This window comes from Streptomyces sp. FXJ1.172, assembly GCF_001636945.3.
Lineage (GTDB): Bacteria > Actinomycetota > Actinomycetes > Streptomycetales > Streptomycetaceae > Streptomyces.
In genome coordinates this window covers 216,653-243,066 of the sequence record NZ_CP119134.1, presented here as the reverse complement: position 1 = coordinate 243,066, position 26,414 = coordinate 216,653, and the positions used below count along the sequence as shown (strand labels likewise).

Here is a 26,414-nt window from a genome sequence, read left to right as displayed (position 1 = left end):
AGCACAACGCGACCCTACTCGGCGAGCCCCGGTGTCGCCTGTGGATCCTCGCTGCTGTGGGGCTGCGGAGTGAAAGTCAGCCATTCAGCCTCCTTGCCATCCGCTCTCGGGGCGAGACCCAACTGCACGTTGACACTCGAATTGGCTGCGAACACCTTATTTCCGATGGTGTTTGCGACGACTTGAGCCGGTGCTGGTCCGCTGCCGCTTTTGGAACCGGCATCGCAGGCCACCAGCATAATCCGCAACGAACCCAGACTACGCCGACGACGGAGATACCCCCCAAACTCATCGGGACTGATACCTGTCTCCTCATTGCCCGGTGTCCGGACATCGAAACCGACTGAGTCTTCGTGGTGGGCATCCACGGGATAAAGTTGACGGTTCACCGGCGTAGGCGCCGGCGATTCCTTGCCGGTGGTATTGCCGGACGACACCACGACGTGTTCGGCGAGCCTCGGGATATCTTGCTGTAGCTGCTCATACCTGTGATGGAACTCTCGTGTATGCGCCGATCGGCCGATCGGCCGATACGTATTGGCGTCCGGGATCGTAGTAGTCAGAATGAAGGAATCAGGAAGGATCTGCCCATCACCCGTGAAGACAGCATCCGCTACGGGTTCCTGGAGTGCGGCACTGCGGAGGTCGCCCGGGTGGCTGAGAGTCCACAAGCCGTCCTGTCGCCCCGTGTGGCCCGTGAAGACCGTCACCCTCGCCTGCCCATCGGATGCCATCACTTCAAGGTTTCTGGTGAACGCCCAGACCTGGCGTCCGGTGCGTGCCGCCAGCAGCCTCGCCAGTTCCAGATGACCTGCACCGCCATAGGCAATGAGCAGCACGATGGGGCCGTCGACGGTGTCGGGCGGAAAATCATCGGCGACTCGGGCGGCGAACTCGCGGGCCGACAAGCTGCGTATAACTCCGTTGTTGAACTGCAGCAGGGTGTGCTCCGGGGCAAGGGCCATCGCTGCCCTCACGAAGAAGGGCCGCTCCTCGGGCGGAGAGATCTGCGTCCACGGGGCCTGGCTGCTGGTGCTGTTGGGTAGCCGGTCATCTGCCTGGGGATCAGCGATGAAGATTTTGTCGGTCACCAGTTGCGGCAGTGCGGTCGCGGAGCGCGTCGTCAGCGGGACGTAGTCGAGGCCAATGGTGGCGGTGTCGTCCGTCTCGATGAGCGTGTGCACCGGCATGGGAGGATCTGACGGGATGAGAGGCGGCGGGACCTCGGTGTAGTCGACGGAAAAGTCAAGGCCTGCCTGTTCGGCGAAGTTCCGCAGTTCTGCCGCCAGTCCGCTGGCTTCGTGTCGCGTCGAACGGTCCCAGAAGGGGAGGACCACGCGCTCCACGTCCTGCCAGCCGAGTCCGCCTGGAAGGTCTGCGCCGAAGTGGACGGCGTGGAACCGGCCGCTGTCCCGTTCCCGCAGCAGCTCCTGGTCGTGGGCGTAGTCGGTCGCCTCGGCCAGCGCCAGCCGTACGGCGGCCTCGTCACCGCGGACGACGAGCGCATGCAGCGACGACAGAGTGAAACCGGAGTAGAAGTCCGATGGCACCGGTGCTCCGTCGTCGGGAACCGCAGTTCGCGTCGGTACCGGGGTGTGCAGGGCACGCCTTCTGAGCCCGTGCTTCCAGTGGATCGCTATTCCGGTGTGCGGCGCTGCTCCAGCATTCTGCCGTTGTTTGGACGCGAGCGCGGCTGGTACCAGATTGAGGGGCGCCTCACCTGTGGTGTCCGAATTCACCGTCACACCGAGAAGGTCGTCGAGTCGTGTGTCCGGAGCCTCCATGAACGTCCGGAAACGACCTATGTCGACATTCGTCACGGCTGTCATCGCAGGCGAGGTGAGGTGGCGGTGCAGCGACTGCAGCAGCACCAGCGCCTTCTCGGGGTCGGCGAAGCCGTAGCCAGTCCTCCATTCCAGGTTCAAATGGGCAAGCCGGTGCAGTGCGGCCTTCGTCAGATGCCGCCGCAGTTCCTGGGTTCGCAACTCCGCCGCGAACAGCTCCAGCCGACCGCGCCGGTCGATCTGGTTCCACGGGATCTCCTGGCTGTCCAGCCCTGAGTAGACGTGAAGGGCGGTCAGCACCTCATCGCGACGGCGCCTCAGGTCCTCGGCGTCTGTGAGCGGTCCGGTGGTGTCGCCGAGCTGCACCTGGCGGAGGTCTTCGCCCAACACCTTGGCCGTTACGAACATTTGCTCCGCGGAGGCATCAAGTTCCTCGAGATCGGCCTGGCTCAGGAGCCACTGCACGCGTGGATCCAGCTCCCGGGTCCCGGCCGCGTCCCGGGTTTCCAACTCGGTACGGATCGTGGCCATCTGCTCATCGAGGAATGCTCCGAACTGGCGCAGGACAGTCCTGTCGTAACCACTTTGGTCATCAGCGAGTTGCGCTATGGAGAGTTCCACTTCCGCACGCCACTCCTGACGTTCCTTCCAGGCCTTCAGAAGGTGCGCGGACGGACTCTCCAAGAAAGAGTCCATGACTGGGCTCATGGATTCGGCCTGAGCTTCTTTCCAGGCGTCCTCAATGCGTCGCGTCCTGGCGCGGAATCCCTCCGCAGCTGCATTACTGACCGCAGCAGCCGCATCACTGTCCCTGGCTCGTCCGATCGAACCAAGAATGCGCCACTTGTCAAGGTTGATCCTGCGGTACGCAAGCACGTCGCCGATGTGCGGGGCATACTCCCGGTGCTGCTGATGGGTAGTGGAATTCTGGCCTTGGGGAATCGACTGAGTGGTCGACTGCACGAGTTCGGCGAGACTGGCCGCGGTTCTCTCACCGACGGAGAGAGGAGCCGGCCTGTCGGTGATCGGATGGGGACCCCCGGCCACCACGGCAGTGAACGCGTTCGCCATCCACGTTTTCCGAACCATGAGATCGTGAAACGTCTCGCCTGCGGACGGACGGATGAGACGCAAGCTCCAGCACTGACCCTCGTCCGGAAGCCCCATGCGTTCGCTAAGAGCCTGGAAGGCGGCCATTGCTTTCGTCTCTTCGGCTTGCAGGGCGCTCGGGGCCGATCTTCGCTGATTTTCGTCGACCGCCGACCGCAGCGCGATCAAACGCGTGACAAATTCGAGCGACGCCTCGGCGATCTCTTTCTGTTCGGCTGAGTCGGCCGCATGCACCCGTGCTTGCGTAGACGCATGCAATGCGGTCAAGCGGTCACCAGGGAATCGATCAAGATTTTTATAGACTGCGTGAAAGAGGAGTGCTGTCCGATTCCCAGAATGAGTGACGTTCTCCAACGTAACGTGAGAGTCCCCGTCTTCGCTGGCCAAGACGACAGCGGCGTAATGACGGCCGTACGGAGTGCGCGCCTCGTCGAAGTCCTGGTCGTGTTGTGCGAGTTCCTCAGAGTTCGCACCGGATCCGGCGATGGACTGAGTCACGTAGCCCTCACCGACCTTGGCCAGAGCGCTGGCGTTTCCACCTGTACGTTCTGTCAGCCCACGGAGAGCGGTGTCCTCCTTCACATGGGCGGCGTAGCCTCGTCCGGCCACGTGAGGGCCCTCCAGCTCCGAGACATCCGGCCCACCCCGTGACCGGATGACCTCAGCCGCCCACTCGGCGTCGGAAAAGGAGCGCACGGGATGTCCGAACTCGATGGAGTCGATCAGCGCCGACACAAGTCGGTGAACCTCGTCCAGTCGGCCAGTGGAATCGATACCGACCGTGGCGGTGCCGCCCAGCGGATCACGGAAGACGAGGCGATTCGGCGAGCCGCCCATCGCCAAAGCGGTCAGGTTCCGCGAGTCGACGTCAGGCCGTCCGGACAGCTGCGGTGTGACGCGGTACAGCCGCCTCGCGCCGCCGCCCCGAGGTACCGGAACATCAACGTGGTGTTCCTCCTCAAGCCGAAGCCGAACGGCACTGCCCGCCGAAGTCAATGCCGCATTGGCACGCTCAACTGCTTCCATGGTTGCGAAGGCGGACTGAAACGGACCGTCCGAGCTGACGGCGAGAGTGCGGTCGGCGGAAAAACTCAACATGGCACTCTGATCCCGCTGCCGATGCAACAGAGCGAGGCCGTCGCCCTCCGGCTCAGCGATCTCCAGACGAGATGATCCGGTGAACACGGCTTCGATCTGCTCTGGCTCATCCTCCGACTCATACGCGTAGCCGAAGTCGGAATCGAAGTCCGAGTCGGGAGAAGCCGATCGGCTTGAGTCCTCGGACGGGTCAGAGGCCGGCACTCTTGTCGACTGGTCTGACGCGGCCAGGGGTCGAGACACGTTGATCAGGCTGACACCGTCCTCGGAACGCGATGCCCGAGTGGACTGCGGGCGCGCGGATCGCCAGGAGTCATCGTTACCGGAAAGCGTCGTAGCACCCTCGACAGGCACGCTCACAGAACGGTCACCGGACTCGGCGTCCGTGGCAGCCGTGGCGTGGCCCCTGGCAGGGAGTTCGCCCATCAGCTGCGCGAAGACCGACAGGCCGACCGACGCTTCGGACTCCGATGCAGTCGTCTGCTCTTCAATCGCCTGCTGAGACGGCGCTATCGACTGCTGTTCGGTGCTTCCTTCGCCCTTTCGTGCGGTGGCGGCCAAATCCTCAGCGTTGGCACTGGTCCGAGAAGTTGCCGGGCCAGCCTCCACGGAGTCGAGCCCCGCCGTCTCGTCATCGGTCCACCCAGTCCGAGCACCGGCGTCGAGCAGCCCGGTACGGGGCTGGCGTGCCACAAACAGATGGACGAGGCGTGTGGCTTGCGTGGCAAGGGGTTCGGACCGGTGATCAGCCGACAGCTGCTGATAAACACGCTGAATATCATCGGCCGTGGTGCCCAGTGCCGCAGTGCGACTTCTCACGTGGGCCAGAATGAATGCGGCATCTTCCGGACGCTCAGCAGCGAAGGCGTTCCACGCGTCATAAGGAGTGCTGACTTCACCGACCACAATGCCAGCCGAGGCGTGACCGCCAGAGTTTTCTACCGGTCCAGAAAGAGCCGACGTGACGGCCTCGGGGAGCTGGGCATCGAGACCGCGGACCCAAAGGATTCGGCGAATCGCACCAGACTCAACAGGGCGCGCCGGGGTGTCCGGCGGCATGCGGTACATCGTCTCGTCCGGGACGCTTCGCATGCCTCCGTCCTCTATGGATTGGCGCAACAGTTTTGCAAACCCACGGCGCGGCCGGCCTGCTCCCTGCAGGTCGCGCCAGAGGTCCAGGAAGTGAACCAACTCACCAAAAATGATATTCGAGGCAAAATAGGGGACGTGCCCCCGATTCTCACTGTCAGCGAACCAGGCCCTGTTCTCTCTGATTCGTTGCGCGACATTTTTGTTTCTGATGAGATTCGGCAGATTTATCCAGGACATGTCCTTTTCTCGATCAAGCAGCACCAGGTCCGCGACCGTCTCGGCGTCGTGGGAGGTCACCCCTCCGCGGACAAGCAGGTAATGAGCCTGCCTCGTCTCCCCCTCCGTCAACGGGCCTTCCAACCGTTGATGCAGAACCTGGTTCACCTGACGCAACAAGAAGACCGCCCCGATCGTCGAGTACTGCGCAGCGGCAGGAGGCTCCTGCGCGGTCGGTGTTGCAGACACCGGCCTGTGCGGCACAGCCTCGGCGGATCGAGCGGAGCCGCCCTGAAGCTGAGCCTCCGGATTGTCGAAGCGCTCGGCCATGATGACGTCACCTTGCCCGTCGAGACCGCCCCCGTAGGACGACCCCGGCAATGCGGACTCGGCCACATACCGCAGCCGCTGCTCCCCGTGACCGTCAGAGTTTTCTACCAGTTCGGGAAAAGCCGATGTGACTGCCTCTGGGAGCTGGGCATCGAGACCGCGGACCCACAGGATTCGGCGAATCGCACCAGAATCAACAGGGCGCGCCGAGAACGTGTCCGGCAGTATGCGGTACATCCCCCCCTCCGTGACGCCTCGCACGCCTCCGTCCTCTATGGATTGGCGCAACTTGAGCACCAACCGAGAACCTGCTGCCTGGAGATCGCTCCACAGATCCCGGAATAGGGCCAACTCGCCAAAATTCTTGACGACATCCGGAGGAAAATAGGGGACGTGTCTCCGATTCTCACTGTCAGCGAACCAGGCCCTGTTCTCTCTGATTCGTTGCGTGGCCCTGCCGTTGTCAGTAAGAGTCGCATCCGCCCAAGTCATTTTTAGTCGTCGATCAAGCAGCGCCAGGTCCGCAACCGTCTCGGCGTCTTGAGGGGTCACCGCTCCGCGGACAAGCAGGTGATGCGTTTGCCTCATCTCCCTCTCCGTCAACGGGCCTTGCGACCGTTGATGCAGAACCTGGTTCACCTGACGCAACAAGACGACCGAATGCGCAGAGGCAGGAGGTTCCTGAGCAGTCGGCGGTGCAGACACCGGCCCTTGCGGCACAGCCTCGGCGGATTGAGCGGAGCTGCCCTGACGCCGAGCCTCCGGATTGTCGAAGCGCTCGGCCATGATGACGTCACCTTGCCCGTCGAGACCGCCCCCGTAGGACGACCCCGGCAAAGCAGACTCGGCATCGCCGCCCCTGGCCTCGGTCCCCTCTGCGTCCCGAGCCGCCTGGCCGCGCGCGGCGATGACCTCGACCGCGGCGATGTCCGACGACATCACCTGGCCCGCCCCCACCGCATCCCGCACCTGCTGCTCCTCCTCAGCAGACAGGACACGCAGTTCCACACTCTGCAGATGCTCGTTCACCTGATCAACCAGAGAAGCAGCAGCCCCGGAACGATCCCACCCGGCGCGGTCTCCAAGAAATGCTTCGGCCCGAACGGCATCGTCGCCGGCCAGGGAGTCAGACCCGAATGGCATCGCGGCTTCACGAGCCGCCTGGCCGCGCGCGAAGATGACCTCGACCGCGGCGATGTCCGAAGACATCACCTGGCCCGCCCCCACCGCATCCCGCACCTGCTGCTCCTCCTCAACGGACAGAACAGGCTCACCGATGCCCTGCAGATACGCGTTCACCTGACGAGTCAACGAATCCGCCACCAGATCAGCATCCGTGTCCGACTCCAGGCCACCTCCCTCGGAGTGCACACGCACATTCTTGTAATTCGGGCCGAGCACTTCGAAGATCTCGAGGATCTCTTTCGTCACCGCATGGATCAGTCGATACCCCATGCGTACGTTGTTGATCCATGTGCCGAGTTGACAGGAAAGCGACGTGAAGTCCTTGAGGCTATTCCTATGGTCACCAGTTATGCCTTCGAAGGACCCGCGTTCAGTCACGAACTCCAACAAAGCCCGCAGCATCAACACGTCTTCTTCGGTCTTCGTCCCGACGGTCACTCCGCCGTCAGCCCGCAAGTCACCCGTGAGCAGTCTAAGTATCCGCTCGACCTCTCCATCGACGACCGAGGCGGCTTCCCCAACGGCCGGGCCGTCGACCCTCCATCCATCAGGGTATGACACCGACACTTCATGTTTCGGCTTGATTATTTGGAGAGACAGAAGGATTGCTTTCGTCGGCGCGTAGATTTCCCTGCGCCCCTTGCGTACTTCTCTGACCCAATTGTTAAGCGCGCTGGGGACCAGCCTTGTCTCGTCCTTCAGCCGTTTTCTATTATCGGCGAGCACACCGCTTGCGGACCCATGCTCGCAGATGTGCTCCAGCGCGACCTCAAGCATCACCGAATCACGCGCCATCTCCTCAGGAATCACCGTCACGTGACTGACGTCCTGCCCCATGGCCAGCATGACGAGCTTGTACGCCGACTTCACCGCCTCGCTAGTCGACATACGCCCGGAACGCACATCCTCGACCAACGTAGCAATGCCATCCTCGAATTCTGCCCCGCCGTTCAGCCTCCCTCTGGCGGAGCGTGCCAGAACCTCACCCGATATGCCGTTGCTGCGCGCATAATCCCGTACAGCCCGCAATTTCCGAACCGCCGGGACGACGAGGCCCTGAAGGCCGACATGACGGGAAGGGCCGGCGCCCAGCCCCTGAGTCGGTGGTACGACGGTCTCGTCCATGTGCGTCCCCGACACCTGAGCCGGGGCACGTGCCGGCTCTTCGCCGCTCCAGCTGCTTCGGACCGCAGCGACACGGTGGGCGATCTCAGCGACCTCCAACCGCGACCACTGCTCCAGCGAACGCATGACCTCCACCAGGTCACTGTCGTGTGCCAAGGAGAGCTGCAGCCGGTCCAGCGCGTCCTGCTGGGCAGCGGGGTCGTCCGCGTCCTCCGCCGCCGCACGTCGGACGGCATCCAGCCGGGCTTCCTGAACCCGGCGCGCCCGGACATCGCTCTCGAACGTGCCACCGTGCAGCTGCCGGGCAACGAACAAGTCCCGGACGCTGTACCCCGTATCAGGGGAGAAGGTCTCTGTGGCGAGCGCCGCGCCGTACTCAGCGGCGAGCGCGTCACCGTCCTCGACGAGAAGGTGCATCCAGCGCGGCACCTGTCCGGGAGCAGCACCCGGTTGTCCCTCGCCGGGCTCGTCGGTGTCCTCGACCCAGGGCAGGGGTGTGTCCGGCAGCAGCGTCCGCCACGCGTCCTCGGCAGCGGCAAGACGCCGGGAAGCACGTTCGAGACGGCCGCGTACCGAAGCCATCGCCGACTCGGCAGAGCTGCTCGGCATACCCTGCGCCGTTGCCCGTCGCGGCTCCTGTGCGGCGCGGGCCGCGATGGCTTCGTCGAGTTCCAGACGGGCGGCGACCAGCTCGTCACGAGCGCTTTGGACCTCGGCTTCATCGACTTCCGGTGCCGCGATGTCGGGCTCCGGAGTGGCCCTGCCCTTGCCCTTGTCCCGCGGTCCGGCGGGATCCCCGTCCAGGGCTTCCTGAGCGGTTGCGTCGTCCAGCCTGGTCCGGTCCACCGCGCCGGTACCCGCCTTCGGCTGTCGGTCGCCAGGGGCCGCGGCGACGCGAGACGGTTCGGCGATCTCACCTGCGGAGTCGCCACTGTGCCCATGGCGATCCGGGACGGAACGCCGGGATGCCTCGGGCGCGAAATGGAGAGTCTCCGATTCGTCATCGGTGTCCGACGAGTCGCTCTCGGACTCCGACGGCGCCGACTCGCGGTGAAGATCCTCGCGGAAGCCATCGAATGACGCGGCAGGAAGCTGCTTGCTCAGCTCGGTGAGGAAGACGTCGTCGCCCGTCAGTTGGCGACGCTCCAACGGGCTCAGCCTGGCAGCAAAGAGCCTCCTCTCACTCTCCGGCTTCGACGCCAGGTTGTCCGCGGTGAGCAGGGCGCGCAGCACTGTGTAGCCGTCTGCGTCGAGGCCCTCCTCCAGGCGGAACAAATGATGGGGAGCTTCCCGTATCAGGCCGCGTTGTTCAACGGTCAGCGTCTCGGGACCGAGGACACCTGCCAGCAGTTGATCCGCGAGAACCGCACCACCAAGATAACGGGCAAATGATTCAAATTGGGCCGGGGTCAGCGAGGAGGCGAGGCGTTCCTCGATTTCCGGGCTGTCGAAAATCGCGCGACGCCCCTCCGGGTCCGTCAAGTCCACCTCGACGGTGCGCTCGTCGTCGCTCATGGCACCAAGCGACTCGGCCCACGACGCCGCGGCATCGGCGATCGGGCCGTGGTCTCCGGCCGTCTGCGGCTCGCCGCCGCCGTTGTTCTGCGCGCCGCCTCCCATCACGGAGTCGTCGGACGGACGTATCGGCGTGCCGTGCCGGAGGGCCGGCACGGCCACCGGGTCCGTGTGGGCCACATCGTCGCGTGCGGCGGCCGGCGTCGCAGCCGGCTCGCCGCCCGCCGCGACCAGGGCGGCCAACGCCTCGTCAATCGTTGGCCGCGTCGGGTCCGCCCCGGTAGCCTCGTGGACAGCACGGACGTCGACCGTGTCGATCTCCGGCTCCGGCGCGTCCGCGGAGCGTGACGGCGGCTCCTGACGGAAGTGGGCCGGATCCTGCCGGGTGATGTGCGTCCCGTGCGGCGCCTGTTCCGGCATGGAGGAGGCGCCGGATCCGGACGTGGCTGCGGAAGCGGGCTGCTGAGGCCGGGCCAGGAGGAACTCGGAGCCACGCCGGAACAGCGTGACCCGCCTGTCCCGACCCGGCTCCGCCGCCCGGTAGGTCTCGTGCGTCCCGTCCTCACGGACCACGACGACCTCGGTCCCGTAACTTTTGGCGGCGACCTGGGCGGCAGTCGCCACGGTGGCCTCGTTCCACTCGTTCCCCAGGAACAACTGGGCCTTGATCAGATCGCGCCGCTGGCGCGCGCTGAGTACGACGTCGTGGGGCAGTCGTCCGCCGCTGGTGCGGAATTCCTCCCGCTGCGCGCCGGTCAGACGTCCGGCCCTGATTCCTTCGGTCGGCTGCCGGTTCGTCGAGTCGACCCTGGCCCACAGCAGGATCTCGTGGGTGAACGGTGTCTCCGGATCGAGCACGGCGTCGTCGGGCAACCGCTGCCCGACGACCCGGTTGACCAGGTCGCCGTCGCGGTCGTCCCGGCCGAAGGCCTTCTCGAAAGCATGCCAGAAGCCGTTGCTGTCGTCGCGTGGTTCCTCCAGCCGGTACTCGGCGCCGTCGGGACCGACCAGGAGCGTGGTGTCGCGCCGTGTGAAACCTGCCCCGCCGAGCGGATGGGTGTTCCAGGGGGCTGCGTCGTGAAGCGCCCCCAGCGCCGGTCCGCGCGAGCCCGGCGGCAGGTCCTCGGGGGGTGGGGCAACGACCTGCTCGGGATCGGGTTCCGTGGGCGCGAGCGCGTCCGGTCGCGCCGCGGACGCGACATCGGCGGACGGCTGGACGCCGACGGGCAGCGCGACGCGGAAGTGATGGGCCGTCTTCCACAGGACGACATGGGGCTTGTCCGTCTGCGTGTCGTCCGCGCCGAACTCCTTGACGAGTCCGTCACGACCCACGACGGTCACCCTCGCGCCGAGCGCTCTCGCTGCGAGGGAGGGCAGCAGTTCGGCCGCGCTCGCCTGCCAGGCGGTGTCGTTGCGCCGGCTACCGGTCCGGTGAAGCAGTACTGCGGCCAGGCTCGCTCGCTGCTCGAGGGAAAGCCGGTGGTAGAGGGGGATACGGCGGGTCTCGGTGAACTCCCTGTGCTCGGGGCTCCCTTCCTGGAAACGGATGCCGGCCTGTGCGATCTCCTCAGGGGTGACGACGCCGAAGGACTCGGAGTCGAGGTGCTCCACCAGGGCCGAGCTGTCCCGTGTGGTCAGCGCGTGCGCGAACAGCGACCGGAGTGTCTCGACCGTCGCGTCCCGGTCGCCGGCCAGGTCACCGCCGGACAGCTCCGAGGGGGCGGCGTGATGGAGCGTTTCGGCGATGGCGTGGAAGAAGCTGCTGTCGTCGTAAGGGGTGTCGTGGACGGTGTACTGCCCGGCACCGGACCATGGCCTGCCGCCGACGGTCGGCGGAGGCGTCAGCGTCTGGACGCCGTCGTCCGTCGTGACGTCGCCGAAGCGGTCCGGGGCGGGCGGGGTTCGGGGCGGCTCGACGGGGTCGGGCTGGCGGAAGGTGACAGCGGGCGGCATGTGCACGCCCTGCCTGGGTGCTTGCGGATCCTGCGCGGAGTCCGCGCGAGGCAGGCGGTACCAGCGTGTGAGCGCGTCCGCGGCGGCCCGCACCCGGTGGTACTCGGCCGCCAGGTCCACCGCGGCCACGTGCCACCGCCGAAGCAGTGCCGGGGCCTCGTTCAACGCTGCCCGCGCGGCATGGTGGGACTCGGTCGCGCGCTTGATCGCGTCACGGGCGTTGAGGGCCTGCCTCGAAGTAGGACCGTAACGGTCGACGGCCGTCTCCATCGCGCGCTTGGCGTCGGTGAGCGCGTGATGGCTCGTGCTGTATGCGGCGACCAGTCTCTCCTGACGCGGCTGCCACACGCGCCGCTGGTCCCAGTAGGCCTTGTCCGCCGCCTGCCACGCCTTGCCCGCCTGATGGACCTGGGCCCAGGCCTCGGCGACCTGGGGAGGGAAGTTCTCGTCGGTGATCAACCCGTGCCGGCGCGCGATGTCCTCGCTCAGCCAGGCGACGACGTGGCTCTCGGTCTCGACCGCCTGCGGGCCGGGATTGACGTGGCCGAAGGACCCCAGTTGCCTGGAGAACCACTGCCCGAGCTTGCTGTCCTTGATCTGATGGTGCACCTCGGCCACAGCGAGCCAAGCCGTCGGCACGGCGAACAGGAATCCTCGTCCGACCGTGGGCTTGATGGTGATCTGCGTCGCGTTGGCGTCGACCTGCCTGCTGCCTTCGCCTTCGGTGCCCGACCCGTCCGCGGGGGAGAAGACGGGCTGTTCCCGCGGTACGTCGGCCGAGCTGATGCGCGTACCGCCGGAAAGGATGACTTGCAGGATCTGACTGATGCTGAGTGAGCTGTCACCGCCCCTGCTGTCCCTGAACCCGTTCTCCATGCTGATCACGGGAGCCACCGACAGCAGCTCGGCACCGGTGAAGTCGGGCCGGGAGTACAGGTGGAACGCGCCGCTGGTGCTGCCGGCCATCGCGTCGTCCGTCAGACCGGGCACCTGGTAGCCGAGGCGCCCGGCGGTGTCCGCGTAGAACGCTGTGAGGCTCGTGTTGCTCAGGCCCTCGGACAGGGCGAACGAGGACGCGGTACCCGTACGGGTCAAGCCCTCTTCACGTGCGTTGGCGAGCAGCTGGTTCAGGTCGTCATCGGCCATGATCTGCCCGGCGTGGAGGCCGAGGTTCGTGCCGTAGGCGCGGGAGATCGCCAGTTCCGCCGCCTCTTTGATGGTCTCCAGACCTGTGACTCGCCGGGGGGTGTACCCGACCTCGGGATGGGCGAACGGCCGGCCATCGGGCAGGCCGCGTCCACGCCACTGATCGATCTTCTCCCGCGTGATCTCGTGCGTCGGCCAGAAGGTGACGGCTCGCTCCGAAGCGGGCAACCGCGGGATCCCGAGCGGGTGGTCGGGACCGACGGGGTGTTCCATGGCCGGAACACTCAAGCTCACCGGCACAAGGCTACGCAGGGAACCGACCTCGTCGGAAAGCCGGATCTGCTCCTTGCCGCCACCGGGGTGATAAGTGATCTCGAGCCTGTAGGACGTCAGTTGATCCGTGTGTGGCTCGTCCAGGATGACGATGTTGTTCGCGAACGTCGCGGCCGTGCTGCTGTTCGTACTCTGATGGACGCTGGTCCCCTGCTCGATCACGCTGGGGCCGGAGGTTTTGAACAGATCGTTCCCGGTACGCGCGTATTCCGACGCCAGCCCGGCAACAAGCCAGGACTTGATCTTTCCGGAAGCCTTCTCCACGGTCCGGGTCGAGTGCCGCCCGTCCTTGACCACCGTGCCGTGCCCGAGTCCGTCGAACCGTGTTTCGCCGGGAATCAGCCGGATGGTGACCGTCTCGGTACGGCTCAAACGCATCTTGGACATACCTGTGCGTACCCGAGTCGGTTTTCCGGTCAAGGACATCTGATCGAGCAGCGCCCGGATCGCACGGGGGCTGAGCAACGAGCGGACGCGGTCTCTGCTGGTCGTGCCTACGCCGGCGGCTCGCAGTTTGCGCTCGAATTCGCTCAGGATCTTTGCGGTGTCGAGGCTGTTGACCGCATAGGTCCCGAGCGGGTCGCCCGCCAGCAGCGGCTTCCAGGGCAGTTCGTCGTATTTCGGCACTCGGCCCAGGTTGTCGGCCATGAGGTGCAGCAGGTGCGCCGTTTTTTCGGAAACATGGCCGTACCAGCTGTCTGGCATGTAGACCCGCCGTCCGGCCCAGTGGGCTCGGTGCGCGGTCGCGAGAGTGTGTACGGGCTTGAGCAGGCCGTCCGCGTTCACATGGGCGGCGATCTCGTGGTGCATGTTCGCGGCGAGCAGGACGTGAGGACCGCTCATGACCGCGTTGACATCTGCCAGGGCTGTTTGGGTGGTGGTGACGGAATTCAGCGACGAGGTGGCCTGGCTGATGAGCCCACCGTACGTTCCGTAGATGCCGGGGCCCACGTTGTGGGTCTGTCCGTACGAGACCGCACCGCCCCAAGTGAAGCTGTGTATGTCCGTGACGGCACCGGACGTCTGGGTGTCGGCACCGAGAGTCTGCTCGATCTGGACCTCGACCGGAGCCGATATCACAAGCGGCTTGCGCAAATGGGAGCGGTGCACCACGAAGCCACGTCTGTTGAAATAGGGCCCCTGGCCGAAGAGCCCGTTGACGGAAAGGCCTTGCGTGCTCGTGAACTGGTCGAAGTTCGCCGTCAGATACTGGGGCTGCAGTGGTCGGAGCGCGCTCTCGTAAGCCGGTGCGCCGGGCTCGCTCACATGCCAGGAACCATGCGAGGCGTCCCGCAGGGCGGCTGCGGCGGCCTCGATGAGTTCAGCATGCGCGCCCACGCCGAGCACGTGGTACGGGTAATTTCCGAAGGTGTTCGCCGGGTAGTTGAATTCGGTCCCGGTGGTCAGGGCCTTGGCTCGGTCTCGCGTCAGCGGACTGGTGACGACCTCTTCCCGTACCCCCAGTCGGCTCTTGGGGTCGTACGAGTTGGTGTGCTCGTCAGCGACGGACAGGGTCACCCGTCCTGTCACCGCACCGCCCGCCGTGCCGCCGACCAGATCCGTCAGCGGCTCGTGGAAGACGAAGTGATGAGTGCCGAGCAGACCGAGTGTAAGGGTCCCGCGCAACAGGCTGCGGAAGCGCCAGTACCCGCCGATCTGAGCCCGCAAGGAAATTCGGTAGGAATAGAGCTGCGAGGTTGAGGTGCCGATGTGCTGCGTTTCGTATGAGGCCGTGGAGCCGTATCCGGAGCGCTTACCTTGACTGACCCCCTTACGAGGACCCCCGCCGAGGTAAAGGATGTGCTGCGGAATCTTCAGTTGGTCTCGGTGGACGTCTCGTCCCCCGGCCGATACGTCGAATCCGACCTCCCCGCTGCGGACCACGTTCTGTGAGCCGTCCAGTCGCTCGGTGGCAGTGGTGCCGGACCGCACTATGAGGTCGTCCTGGACGCCTTCATAACGGAGATCGGTCAATTCGGCGCTGACCAGAAGGTATCGGTGAGCCCGGCTGATGCTGCCTGCCGGCCCCGGGCCGGGAGCGACGAGCGGGATACGCAGCCCTGTGGTGCTCAACGTTTCCAGGTTTCCGGCCATGGCATAGAAAGACAGCGCCTTGATGACCGTGAGCGTGTTCTGCAGTCTCAGGTCGTAACTCTCAGCCTGCCGCAATGCCTTCTGCCACCAATGGGGTTCAGCGGGAACACCCAGCTCCCTGAACGGGGCGATCATGTCGGGATATCTGGCGTGGGCCGCCTCGATGACATGCTGGGCGAAATCTTGGAGCAGGTCCGGCTGCGGAACCCCGGCCTCGGTTTCCCGAGCAGTCGGCGGGCCGCTGACGTCCCTCGTCGCGTCCGTGTGAGTGGAGTCGGCCGCGAAGGCTTCGGTCCGGCTCATGCCCAGCACGATCGGGTGGTCACGCTTTAGGTACACAGGGGGTGCCGGGGCCTTCCCCTCTCCCAGCGTCCGGGTCCTGCCGTCATCCCAGCCCGCGAGACGGCGCGCCTCACTGCGTGGAATTCGGTCAAGACTCCATACCCGGAACCTCTGCGGTACCGCATCTCCTGTATAGCGGACATAGACGTCCTTGAGGACGAGGTACAGATCCGTGGGGACTTTCTTCAGCTGCCCCACGATCTTGCGGTTTGCAGTGCCTCCGAACGCGTCCGCATATGAGTTGGAGCGACCGTACTTGACATACAGCGCGGCCAGGACACGCACTCCGTACGGAGACCCGAAGAAGGGCACGAAGTCGGAACTGGGGCCGACGCTGCCGTAGAGCATCTGACTGTACGCCCTTGCCAACACCTGTTCGTTCCGGATGCCTTGTTGCGTCGAATGACGCATTTCGACGTCCAGCGTCTCATTGAGCAGAAGGCCCTCGACCGGCACGATCCGATCGACGAGAAACGCGCCGAGCGGTCTTCCCCCTCTCTCGCCTCGCAACAGGTTCGTGGGCACGGGCCCCATAGCGGCTCGCTGGGCGATAAGGCGAAAGTTCTCCCTCCTGAAGAACTGGGCGACCTCCTCGTAGGCGGGATCACCGGCGGCAGCGTCGATCTTGCTCAGAGCCCAGTCGCGAATGGGACCGACGGCACCGAAGTCCTCGGAGCGCACGAGCCTCATGTCGGCTTTCGTATCGAAGCGCAGGTGGTGCGGTGCCCTGGTGCCGAGCACGGGCGAGGTCACGTTTTCGGGGAGTCGCACCGTCAGGCCGGAAAGCATGGTGAAGGAGAAGTGACTCTCCCCCGGAAAGAGCTCGCCCGTTGACCGGTGCTCCGGGCTGACGACATGAACGTCGTAGTGAACGTCGGCCAGGTGCACATGCGAGCGATCTAGCGACCTCGTCTCGCTCTGCTGGAGCGTCTGGTCGTGCATGGCGTAGTCGAAGGACTTCATGAGACCAAGGCCCGCGCCGATTCGCCCCAAGGCAGTCAGGTCGCCGGCCACCGGACCGATCGCGACAGAGGGAAACGCGCGCAGCGTGGAACTCTGCATCGCGCTGGTTCCCACGGAGAATTGACTCCGCTGCACCGAGTCGAACTTCAACGGCGAACCGAAATCGTCCTTGAATTTGTCCCATTTGTCATGCGGGCGCGTAGTGATGTGCAGAGCACGAGGGCGACCGTGCCTGTCCAGGAAGGTAGGTGTTCGGTACCCCTCCCCATGAAATACCCAGGGAGTGCTCTGCAGGACGTTCAGGAGAGCATCCAGCATGCCGGCTTGGCTGGGCTCGCCGTCCGTACGGGACAGGCCGGCCCTGGAAGCGATCTCCTCGACGACGTCATCCGGGTTTCGCAGCGTGACACGGGCATGCCCGTAAGCACCGCTCTGGGTGTCGGGGTTGCCATCACCCGTCAGATAGGTCGGCAACTCGCTGCCGTCGCTGAAGGTGACGCGGCGGCCGTTCCTCGGCGGTGCCGGCCTCGAGCGGACTATTCGAGCCGGACGATGCCTGTCGAGCTGGGTTTCGATGGTGAGGGCCGGCCGCTCCGTCGCCATCCCCGGCTTGCTGCCGTCGGCGAAGTGCACCCGCCGCGGAACGTCGGTGGTCTGGCTGAGGGCGGTGTGGTCGGCCAGTGCCGTCCACAGTGCGTCGTCGTGATCGGTGACGGAGAGCGCGTTGGCGTCGAGGGACTCGGCGGGCGGCGCTCCGAGCACATCTCGCAGGATGCCGTGCATGCCCGGATCGTGGGCTTCGATCCAGGCGGCCCCGTTGTTGCGGGTCTGGCCGGTGTGGTGGTCCCTGCCGTGGTTGGCACCGACGTAGGCGACGACGCTCTGCGCGAAGTACTCCTCAACACTCGAGGAAGCATGGTTGCCGGTAAAACGCCCGTCGCTGGTGGTCAGGGGCCCGTCCACCCACCGCGCGGCTGGACCTTCAGCCCGGTGAACCCGGTAGAGGGCGGAGACAGCAGCGCGGTGGGACTCGGCCAGGGCGAAAAGATAGAAGAGATGGGCGTACTCGTGCAGGGCCGAGGAATACCCCTCGGGGTGCGCGTGACCGTGAGGACCGGTGCCCTGGCCGAGGAGGTTCTCCTCACTGACGGCCGCGAGGCGCAGGCCGGGGAACGTCCACCCACGCGCGTCTTCCCGGAGTGACGTCTCTTCACCGGCCCGGGGGTAACCGGAGGACCGCATGAGATCGCCAAGGCTTTGGTTGCGGGGGATGACAACGACTCTCGCACCGCTGTCCTCGAACCGCCGGGCCAGTGCGGGATCGTGCAGGAGCAGCGAGAGGAGCCGTGCAGCTTCGGCACGGACGGCAACGGGACGTTCCACACCATCGGGGACATCGATCAGCCCCCTTGCCGTCCGCACAGCACGGGACACCTCACCCGCGTGAGTGAGATCGACCGAGGCGCCGAAACCCCGGCCGTCGCCCGTGCGCACCGCGGCGTCCACACCCGGCACCGGCTCACCCCAACGACCGGCACCATACGACCCGCCAGCAGGCCCGGATCCGGCCTGTCCCCACTGCCCGCTTCCGTAGTACTGGGAGCCGCTCGCCCCGTACCCCTGTCGATAGACCTGCCCCGGATTGTGTGTCCGGACATGGACCGGGCCCTGTGTATAGGCCTGGGCCTGGGCCTGGTCGCGCTGCTGCGTCGACTCGAGGTGCTGGCGCATCTGCCGAACGGCTTCGCGCGCCTGGTTCAGGCTGGCGGTGTCCTGCGGAGAAAGCCGTATTCCTGAGGTCAACGTGGAGTGGAGCCTGTGCTCGGCGTCGCGCAGATCCAAGAAAAGAGCGGGCGGCAACGGGGTGCCTGTGACATGCCGGGCTACCGCTGCCCCCAGAGCCGCACGGTCGACAGGTGCGAGTGCGGGAACAAGCAGTCGTCCTGAGGAGTCGGATGTTCTCACATCACCGATCATGGTGAACGCATCTGCTGTCGCCTGAACAGCCGGGTCGTCGAGTACGGACCGTGCGGCCCGGGCGTCGATGCCGCGGCGCCCCACGAATCGCGCGGCCTGCCGGTATGCGTGTTGGGCGGCCTTGGTCATCTGCTGGGCGGCGGACTCAACCACCTCGTCTCTCATGCGATTGGCCCGCCGCTGAGGAACGCGTGTTGTGAGGTCGCTGGAGACGTCCCGGAGCTCAAGTAGGGCTAGTGGCAGGGTGTTCCGATCCGGTCGGGTGTCCAAATGCGGGTAGTCGACGATGCCGAAGAGCTGTTCCTGGGAAAGTGATCTCCCGTCCCCCGTTTGACCGAGCATGGCATAATCCAAAAAGTCACCAACGGTGCCATATATGCCGACCTCATTCATTGCCCGGTGCGCAGTAAGATTCATTGCGGGATGCGTAGTAATTCCCGGTTCTCCCTGACGCTCGCCCCACCACATCCTCTGATGCTCGACAATGAGCGATTGGAGTTCATCTCTAAAAATGTGATCAACTTGTTGGATATGGGCATCCAGATGATTGCGCGTACTCGCCGTCAAGCCCTGATGCAGGACATGGAACGGGTGACGTGATGCCGCCACCAGAATGTTCTTGGTGAGCGTTCTTTCAGTTTCAGTGAAGAAGTTCCATATAACCCTTCCGGCCACATGCTGAAACACAAGCCAGGAATACCCGTAGATCTCGTCCACTCCTGCGAGTTCGGTGAGGAACGAGACCTGCTGTGGCAATACGTCACGGCCGATCAGGACACTGGCATAGTGCGCCGCGACGCGCTCACCGAACTGGCGTCCGGCCGCCATCAGCGGCGCCAAGAAGGGATAATCCATTCGTTCTTCCGCGACGTGCAGGATGGATTTGAGGCCACCGACAGGGACACCCACCGTGAACTGCGTGTACGCGGCATGGTCAGGCCCGGACGACGACGGAAGAACGAAAACCTCCCTACCGGTATCCGTGAGCGTCCAACCAGGGTCCCGAGCAAGAATCTGCTCGAGGGAGACCGACCTTTGAGTAGAGTCCGTCACACGCAGCAGATCTCTGAATGCCCGGAATCTTCGCAGTCCCTCGGCAACGGAAGTCGAATGAGCTTCCCCGGGAATAACAGCCATAGGGGGTGAGACGAATTCGATAATGGGGACGTTCACCAGCGTCCCCGGGTCCCCCGTGACTGCGGCAGCCTGCTCTGCCGTGTCGTAGAGACGGCCGTCACGACCACGTTGGAACATTTCCCGGTCGATCTCGAGCCGGCCTCCCGAGCGATGCTCCGCCAGTACCATCTTGACCGCAAGCACGACCCCCTCCCGCGCCCACAGGGGATGCCCGTCCTCGACCTCGAAGCCGATCGCGCCGATGAGTTCGGGGTCGGCGGGCGGATGCGTGAGCGCGTCCACAGATCTCGACGGGTTCTGCCGTTGGCTGTCCATCGCGTGTTCAAGGACACGCCCCCCACCGTCGATGACCACGGCACGGGTGTGGAGAGGCTGTCCCATACGCGGTTCCAGGGTGACGCGCTCAGACTGCGGCGCCTGGAGATCGACCCAGCGGATCCCGTCGGTGGTGTGGTGGAGGGCGAAGGCGTGTCCCGGCCCTCGGCTACGGCGTACGACCACCAGGCCAGTGGCGCCGGGGCCGGCGTCCGTGACGGCGTTGGCGAGCGCCTCCCAGGAGGTGACCGGGCCCCAACCGGGTCCTTGGACGAGACGTCGCTCGGTACCGGTGTCGCCCGTGGAAAGGTCATCGAGGGTCGTGGCGGCGCGGACAGCAGAAGACGGGAACGTTCGGCCGGCAGTACCGGCAGAGAGGTCATGCGCGGGATAGAGCTGACGCTTCAGTCCTTCGAGAAGCGTGACGCAGTTGAGCAGCCTGGGTTGCGCGAGTGCGGCCTCCTTCATGCCTGTCTCCGCCGCTACAGCGGCCACGGTCGCGTCGGCCAGAGCCTTCAGGGCGGCCTCGCTTCGCAGTTCGCCCCGCGGCGCGGCGGCGCCCGGATTCCGGTGGTCGTACGGTTTGCCGGTCTCCGTGCGGATCAGCCCGTCGGCAGCGGGTGCGGGGCTCGCTTCCCGCTGCCGTGGCCCGTCCTGCCGCGTGTCCGCCCGGCCCTTACCCTTGCCGGAATCGGAGATCTGCCTCGGCGGCACGCGTACCGGACCGGCGTAGGGATCAACGAGAGGATGGATGATCCGCTGCTCGCCGTCGGCCGGAGCGGAAACAGCGGTGATGTTCCGGGAGTCCGGCGACTCGGCCCAAGGCCTGAAAAGGTCCTCGCCCGGGATGGGCGCAATCGATTTCTTGCGCGAGTACTGCCCCTCGAAAGTGGGGCGTCGGCCAGGACCGTACGTCACGACCGGCTCGTGGCCACTTTCGATGTGCCTCGTGATCCCGTTGAAGATCACATCGTCCGCGGGTGTCCTGTCTTTCCAGTACATGGCAGGATCGTGCTGGACATCCGTCACCTCACGCCTGATCTCTTTCATGGCAAAGTTGAGTGACTGCGGTGAGAGCTGTGTACCCCGGGTCGGTGTATAAAGATCGTACAGATCGATATCGCTGGTAATTTTCTCTTCGCCAAGATGGACGATACCGTCAACGATGCTGAACGGATCTTTGTTCATCTCGGCCGAGTACTTGATGAACTCCGCTTGGCGCATCGTGTACCGCGCCCTGATCTTCTCCTGATCTTCCTTGCTGTACGCAGAGAGGTCATCGGGGAGCTTCGTCGGCGAGTAGAGCACGACCAGGCCCAGGTCTTCCTCCGAAAAGAGGCCGTCCGCGAGGATCAGGTCGTACTTGTTGAGGGTTTTCGCCTTGACCTCGAGCGGCTTGGGCAGTGCTCCCTCTGCGCGACGTTGTGTGGCGTACTCGTTTACTTCCCGCGCCACAATGAACACGTTCAGGTCACGGCTGAGCTTCCGGAAACTATCGGAGTTCTTCGCGGAGATGCCGCCGATTTTCTTGGGCTCATCGAGATCGGGATTCCACCCGTTGTAGGAGCCGCCGAAACCGGAGGCGGTCTCCACAGGCGCACCACTGTCGTCCGCCCGTCGAAGACCGGACGGTCCGGCGTTCCCGAGAGCGGAGAACGGGCCCGGACCGGACACCGGTGACACGGACTCATGAGGCCCGACCGTCTGACCCCAGTCGTAAGGTCGCGGCATTGGTGACACGGACTCGTGAGGCCCGACCGTCTGCCCCCATGCGAAAGAGCCGAACGGCGAACGCACCGACCCCGCGGAAGCCTCCGCCGGCCCGTCCGGCTCCTGGGCGGGCTGCGGCAGCGGCGTGTCCGTCGAGACGACGTCCGGTGTGTCGTCCTTCGGCCGCTGGTGCTCATCCGCCCCGGTGAACATGGCGACCGTGACGTCCTCGGCCGGGCGGAGGGCAGGCAGCTTCGCGTGGGGCGGGGCGGGGTCGTTCGCACCCCGGCCTGCGGCGGGAAGGCTGTCGATCCAGCGAGCGATCTCCTCCCGCGACTGTGGCAGTCGCCCGGCACGGGCGACCTTTGCCGCCCCGTCGCTCACGCCCTTGTCGTCCTTGAGATCGACGAGGGTGTCACCGGAGATCGACTCGTCCGCGCCGAACGTGTCAGAGTCGTTCACGACGGGCTGCCGCGAATCATCCTCGGTGATGACGTCCGGATGTTCGGCCCGCGCCACCGCGAACAGATCACCGCCGAATACATCTACCCGCATGGGCTGCATACGCGGCTGCAGTTCCCGTGCCATATCGGGACCGGCTTGGTTCTGACTGATGGTCGGGCCGAGTTCGGTCTGCTGGTGCACCCGCGCCCTGAGTACTGACTCCAGGTTCTCGGCGAGGAGCTTATTGTTAAGAGCATCCGTGGTTTCGCTCTGGGTGAGCGCCATACCGACAACCGGATACCGCGTTGCGGAGGAACTGGCTTTACTGCGGGCGCCTGTTCGCTCAGTCGAAATTTCTGCTGATTTAGCTCCGGGCCCCTCGGTCCGTATACGCTGAAAGAATCGCAGGATGTCTTTGGCGTACCGGCCGGCATCGGCGATGGGGAGACTTTCTCCAGGGCCTTCGGGCGCGACCATACGGATCTCGAAGACGAAGAGCAGCTCCCCTTCCTCACGCATGTCGGGACTTGGCATCTCACCGATGGACCGCATGAGGAACGCAACTTCGTCCTTTACTTGCGGAGAAAGTCCAGCACCGCCAAGGAAGTGTTGCATATTCGCAGCATTGAGGTAGTCACGACCTTGCGTGATGCCTCTCATCCAGTCACCGATGGTCAATTTCGCCAAGGCGGTGTCGACAGCGGAGCCTGGCCCGCGCTCGAGGCCGCCGGTGCGGCCCTGACGCAATGGCCCGGGGTTCGGACGGATCAGTGAGCTGTCTACGGAAAGCTGTCCGTCCCATCCTCCTTTGCCGAAGAGTGGGTTCGCGTTCGAAATGTGAAGCAGGTGGCGAATCACGATATCGGGGGCCGCACGCATCGCGTTCTGCTGGATAGTCGGAAGAGACGCGAACATCTGCGCGAAGTCATTGCGCGGCATCAATGACAGTCGCGATTTGACCGTGACTCCGGTTCCCGCAGGACGCTGCAACTGCTTCATGGTCAACAACACAGCCGACAGAAATCCCGCCAACTGCCCCGTGTTCCCACGCAGGGCCTTAGCATACGCAGTCTCCGTCCGCAGGGAAGAGACCAGGTTTCTGGCCAGCGTCGGCACCCGACCCTGCATGGAGAGCGCTTCATTCGGCAGGCCCTCGGGATAGAAAATCCGGCGCACCTGCTGCCGCTCCCTAGACTGTTGCGGCGTCTCGCCCGGAACGTCACGCCCCATGCGCTCCATCACCTTGGGCAGGGTTTCCAAGGAGATTCCAAATGTCGCCTGCATCTTGACTCGTATGCCGTCCGCCAACCCGCCGGACAGCAGCACATCCTTGGCATCCCAGCCCGGAGACCCCTCAAATCCATGGTCCATGTGGCGAACATAGTTATTTTTATAGTCGCGTACCGAGAGTGGGTGGCGGTCCTTTACACCGAGTTCCGCAGGACCCGGCATCCCGGCCAGAGCACTGAGTCTTCTGTCAATATCCTTGAGTTCGTTGACGGCGACATCCAGACGCTGGGCACCCGAATCCGTCTCATCGAACGGGTCGGTCACAAATTCGAGTTCAGCGTACTTCTTGGCGGTATTAGTGTCCGCTTCTAATTTAAAATAACTGCCGGAATGCAAAACACTCTTGCGCGCGGCCGGCACCACCTCGTCCTTGTCCAGCACATTGAGCACACCGCGCAGTGACCGCAAAGACGACATCTTGTCAGACTTCACTCGCTGCCAGACTCGCCAGTCCCCTTCCTCGAACTCGAATCCCACTCCGCCCCCGACGATCCGGGGACGTGTGAGCAGATCGGTCCTGCTGATCTCCAAAGTCCCCCGAAGGGATTCCCAGGCGTCCGTCAAGGCCGTACGGGCCCTTTGGAATCCATCGTCGGCAACTTCCAGCGCAGCCTTCGTCGCGTGCAGCTCCGAGGGACCTTGGGAAGTTCCCTCTCCCTGCCTTTCCCATCGCGCCTCAGCGTCGCGGTGGGCAGCCTCGGCAGCGTGCAAGGCCTTCTTGGACTCGATGTACGCAGCCAGGTCGGAAGCGATCTCGTCCTCGGACCGCCCGGTGGAACTCTCTGAAACATCGTCGGACACCGTCAAAGGACGTTTACCCGCGGCAACTTCACTCAGTGAGTATCCGACGCTCTGTGTGCCGCCGTCTGACAGCACGGCTGCCGCGCCCACCGGTTCTGTTTCCTGTGCGTCGGATCGCGACGGGACAGAGGTCGTGGTGAGGGAACGATCAGCTGCGCGTTGCGGGACAGCGACAGACGCGTCGGCCAGGTCCTTCAGATCCCCCTGACCCGGTCGAGGACCGGCCGCGCTTCGCAGACGCATGAGTTCGCTGTCGTGTGCGGTTTCGGGCGACTCGTGCTCCTGCGCCGCGCCGACAGTGACGTGCACACCGGTCTCGGCGATCTGTCCGCCGCTCACCAGCGCGTCGACGCTCAGATGGAACTGCTGGATGTTCTCGGCGGCCTGTGCCCAGTTCCCTGTTTCGGCGGCCTCCTGGACGGCCCGCACGTACGCATCCCGTCGTGCCGGCGGCATCCCGGCGTCTCGTGCCAGCTCATCGAGACCGCGCATGGCCGTGCGGATCTGCCCGGCCGTCTCCGGCAACACGGTCCGTGTGCCGTCCGGGCCCACCAACTCCCGTGGGACATCGGGCAGATGAAGGTCCCGCAGAGCGGTTGCGATGCCGTCCCAGCGCGGCACCGGACCAGCGCCTGCGACAGCCGGCGGCCGCCCGGCGGAACCGCCCGAGGGCACCTGCGGCGAACCGTCGGCAACCGTCCGCACCGGCCCGGCACCTCCGGCCGCGCCTTGTGTGCGCCCGGGGTAGGGGCCGGCGGCCACCGTGGGAACGTCCGTTTCCGCCCCGTCCGGCCCGTGGCCGGTGGTCGCCACACGCGGCGGAGGAGCGGGCGCCTGCCACTGCCCGTCCAGGTCGTAGTCGTTGACCAGTGTCCCGGTCGACTCTCCCCAGTCGTGGGCGTCGGGCGGCAGCGACGGGTACGGACCGGCATTCCCGCCCTCGCCGGGCTCCTTCGACGGCCGGTCCCCGCCCGGAGACCCGCCGCTGTCCGGCTTGCCCGTGAGCGCACCGCCGCCCGGAACACCGCCGTTCACATCCGCCGGGTTCAGATCAAGCTGCGGCGGCTTTGCGAACAGGGACGCCTTGATCTGGTTGCCCAGATGCACCGCGTTCATGTGCAGCACGCCGCTGACGATGCCGCCGCCCGCACCCGAGATCCCTGTCGCAAACGACGTGGTGAACCTGCCCGTGGTCAGCGTGTTGAAGAAACCCTCGGAGACGTTCTGGTGCGCGGCGTTGACCGGCGACTCCGCCAGCAGGCGTGCGAACTTGCCCACCGTGGCGAAGTCCAGCCCCCGCACCACCCCCCGCGACAGCGCCAGGCGCAGCTGCTCCCGTCCCATGCGGTCCGGCAGCCCGTCCAGCGCGTTGTACAGCTCCCGCTGCAGGCCCGGCTTGCCGACGTACTTCGTATACGCCAGCGCCCACTGCTGCCCCGCCGCCCGCGCCGAGTCACCGAAGGCCTGCTCGAACAGGTTCCCGATGCGGGCGATGAAACCCTCGCGCATGTTCAGATCGACGCCGACGTTCATCGACGACGTGAAGCCGGCCACCTCGTCGGCCAGGTCCCGGCCGAACACGCTCAGCGGCGGTGGCACCACCTCGCCGTCCGCCCCGCGCACCACACCCCGGACGGCATCCGCGGTCACGTCCTTGCCCGCACCCGACACCGCGTCCCCGGCGAGGTTCCGCATCGCACCGGTCGGACCGTGCAACGCCCTCTCGATCGACTCGCGGATCGAATCCGCGATCAGCGGGTTGAAGGCCTTGTTCACCAGCTTCGCGATCGGCTCCGTCGCGAACGGCACGAACGCGCCTATCGCACCCTGGATGGCACCGAACACAAGCGACTGGTGCTGGTAGGTCGACCCCTGTGTCGTGTGCTTGCCCTGCAGCCCGAGCGCGAACCGCACCAGCCCGTCCAGCGCCGCCGCCAGACCCACCGACACACTCATGATGATGCCGGCCTGCAACAGGAACCTCGTCAGCGCCAGCTTGAAGAACTCGCCGAAGATCCTCTGCAGCGCGGCCTGCTCCGCCAGCGCTCCCACCGGATCGAAGATCGCCATCACCAGTGTCAACGCCCACTCGAACAGGAACACCACGACCTGTCCGACGATCATCGCATTGGTGTAGTCGATCTGATAGGCGAACTCCATCGCCGCATCGGCCAGGTTCGAGGCACCGTCCTGCAGCGCCTGAATGTAGTCCGCGCCACCCCCGGACACGAAATCCGCAGCGAGTTTCACATACGCCGCGGGCCACTGACCGTTCGCGCCGGTGAGCGTGCCGTTCGCGACACCGACGACATTGCTCTTGACCTCACCCAGGTCCCGCACCTTCTGACGGTGCGGGAGAACGAACTCCTGGTAAATCCGCTCCGAGGAACCCAGCGGGACGTTCATCCCCGAGAGAAAAACGACGAACTGGTTGTACCACGGCTCTTCCTGCAC

At 65.2% G+C, this 26,414-nt stretch carries 1 protein-coding gene; it reads right to left on the bottom strand.

Features of this window, described 5'->3' with window-relative positions; all coding sequences use genetic code 11:
• Positions 1–14 precede the first annotated feature (14 nt).
• On the bottom strand, positions 15–26,414 hold the full coding sequence (locus A6P39_RS42890) for a toxin glutamine deamidase domain-containing protein (protein ID WP_275884364.1): 26,400 nt from the start codon (positions 26,412–26,414) through the stop codon (positions 15–17).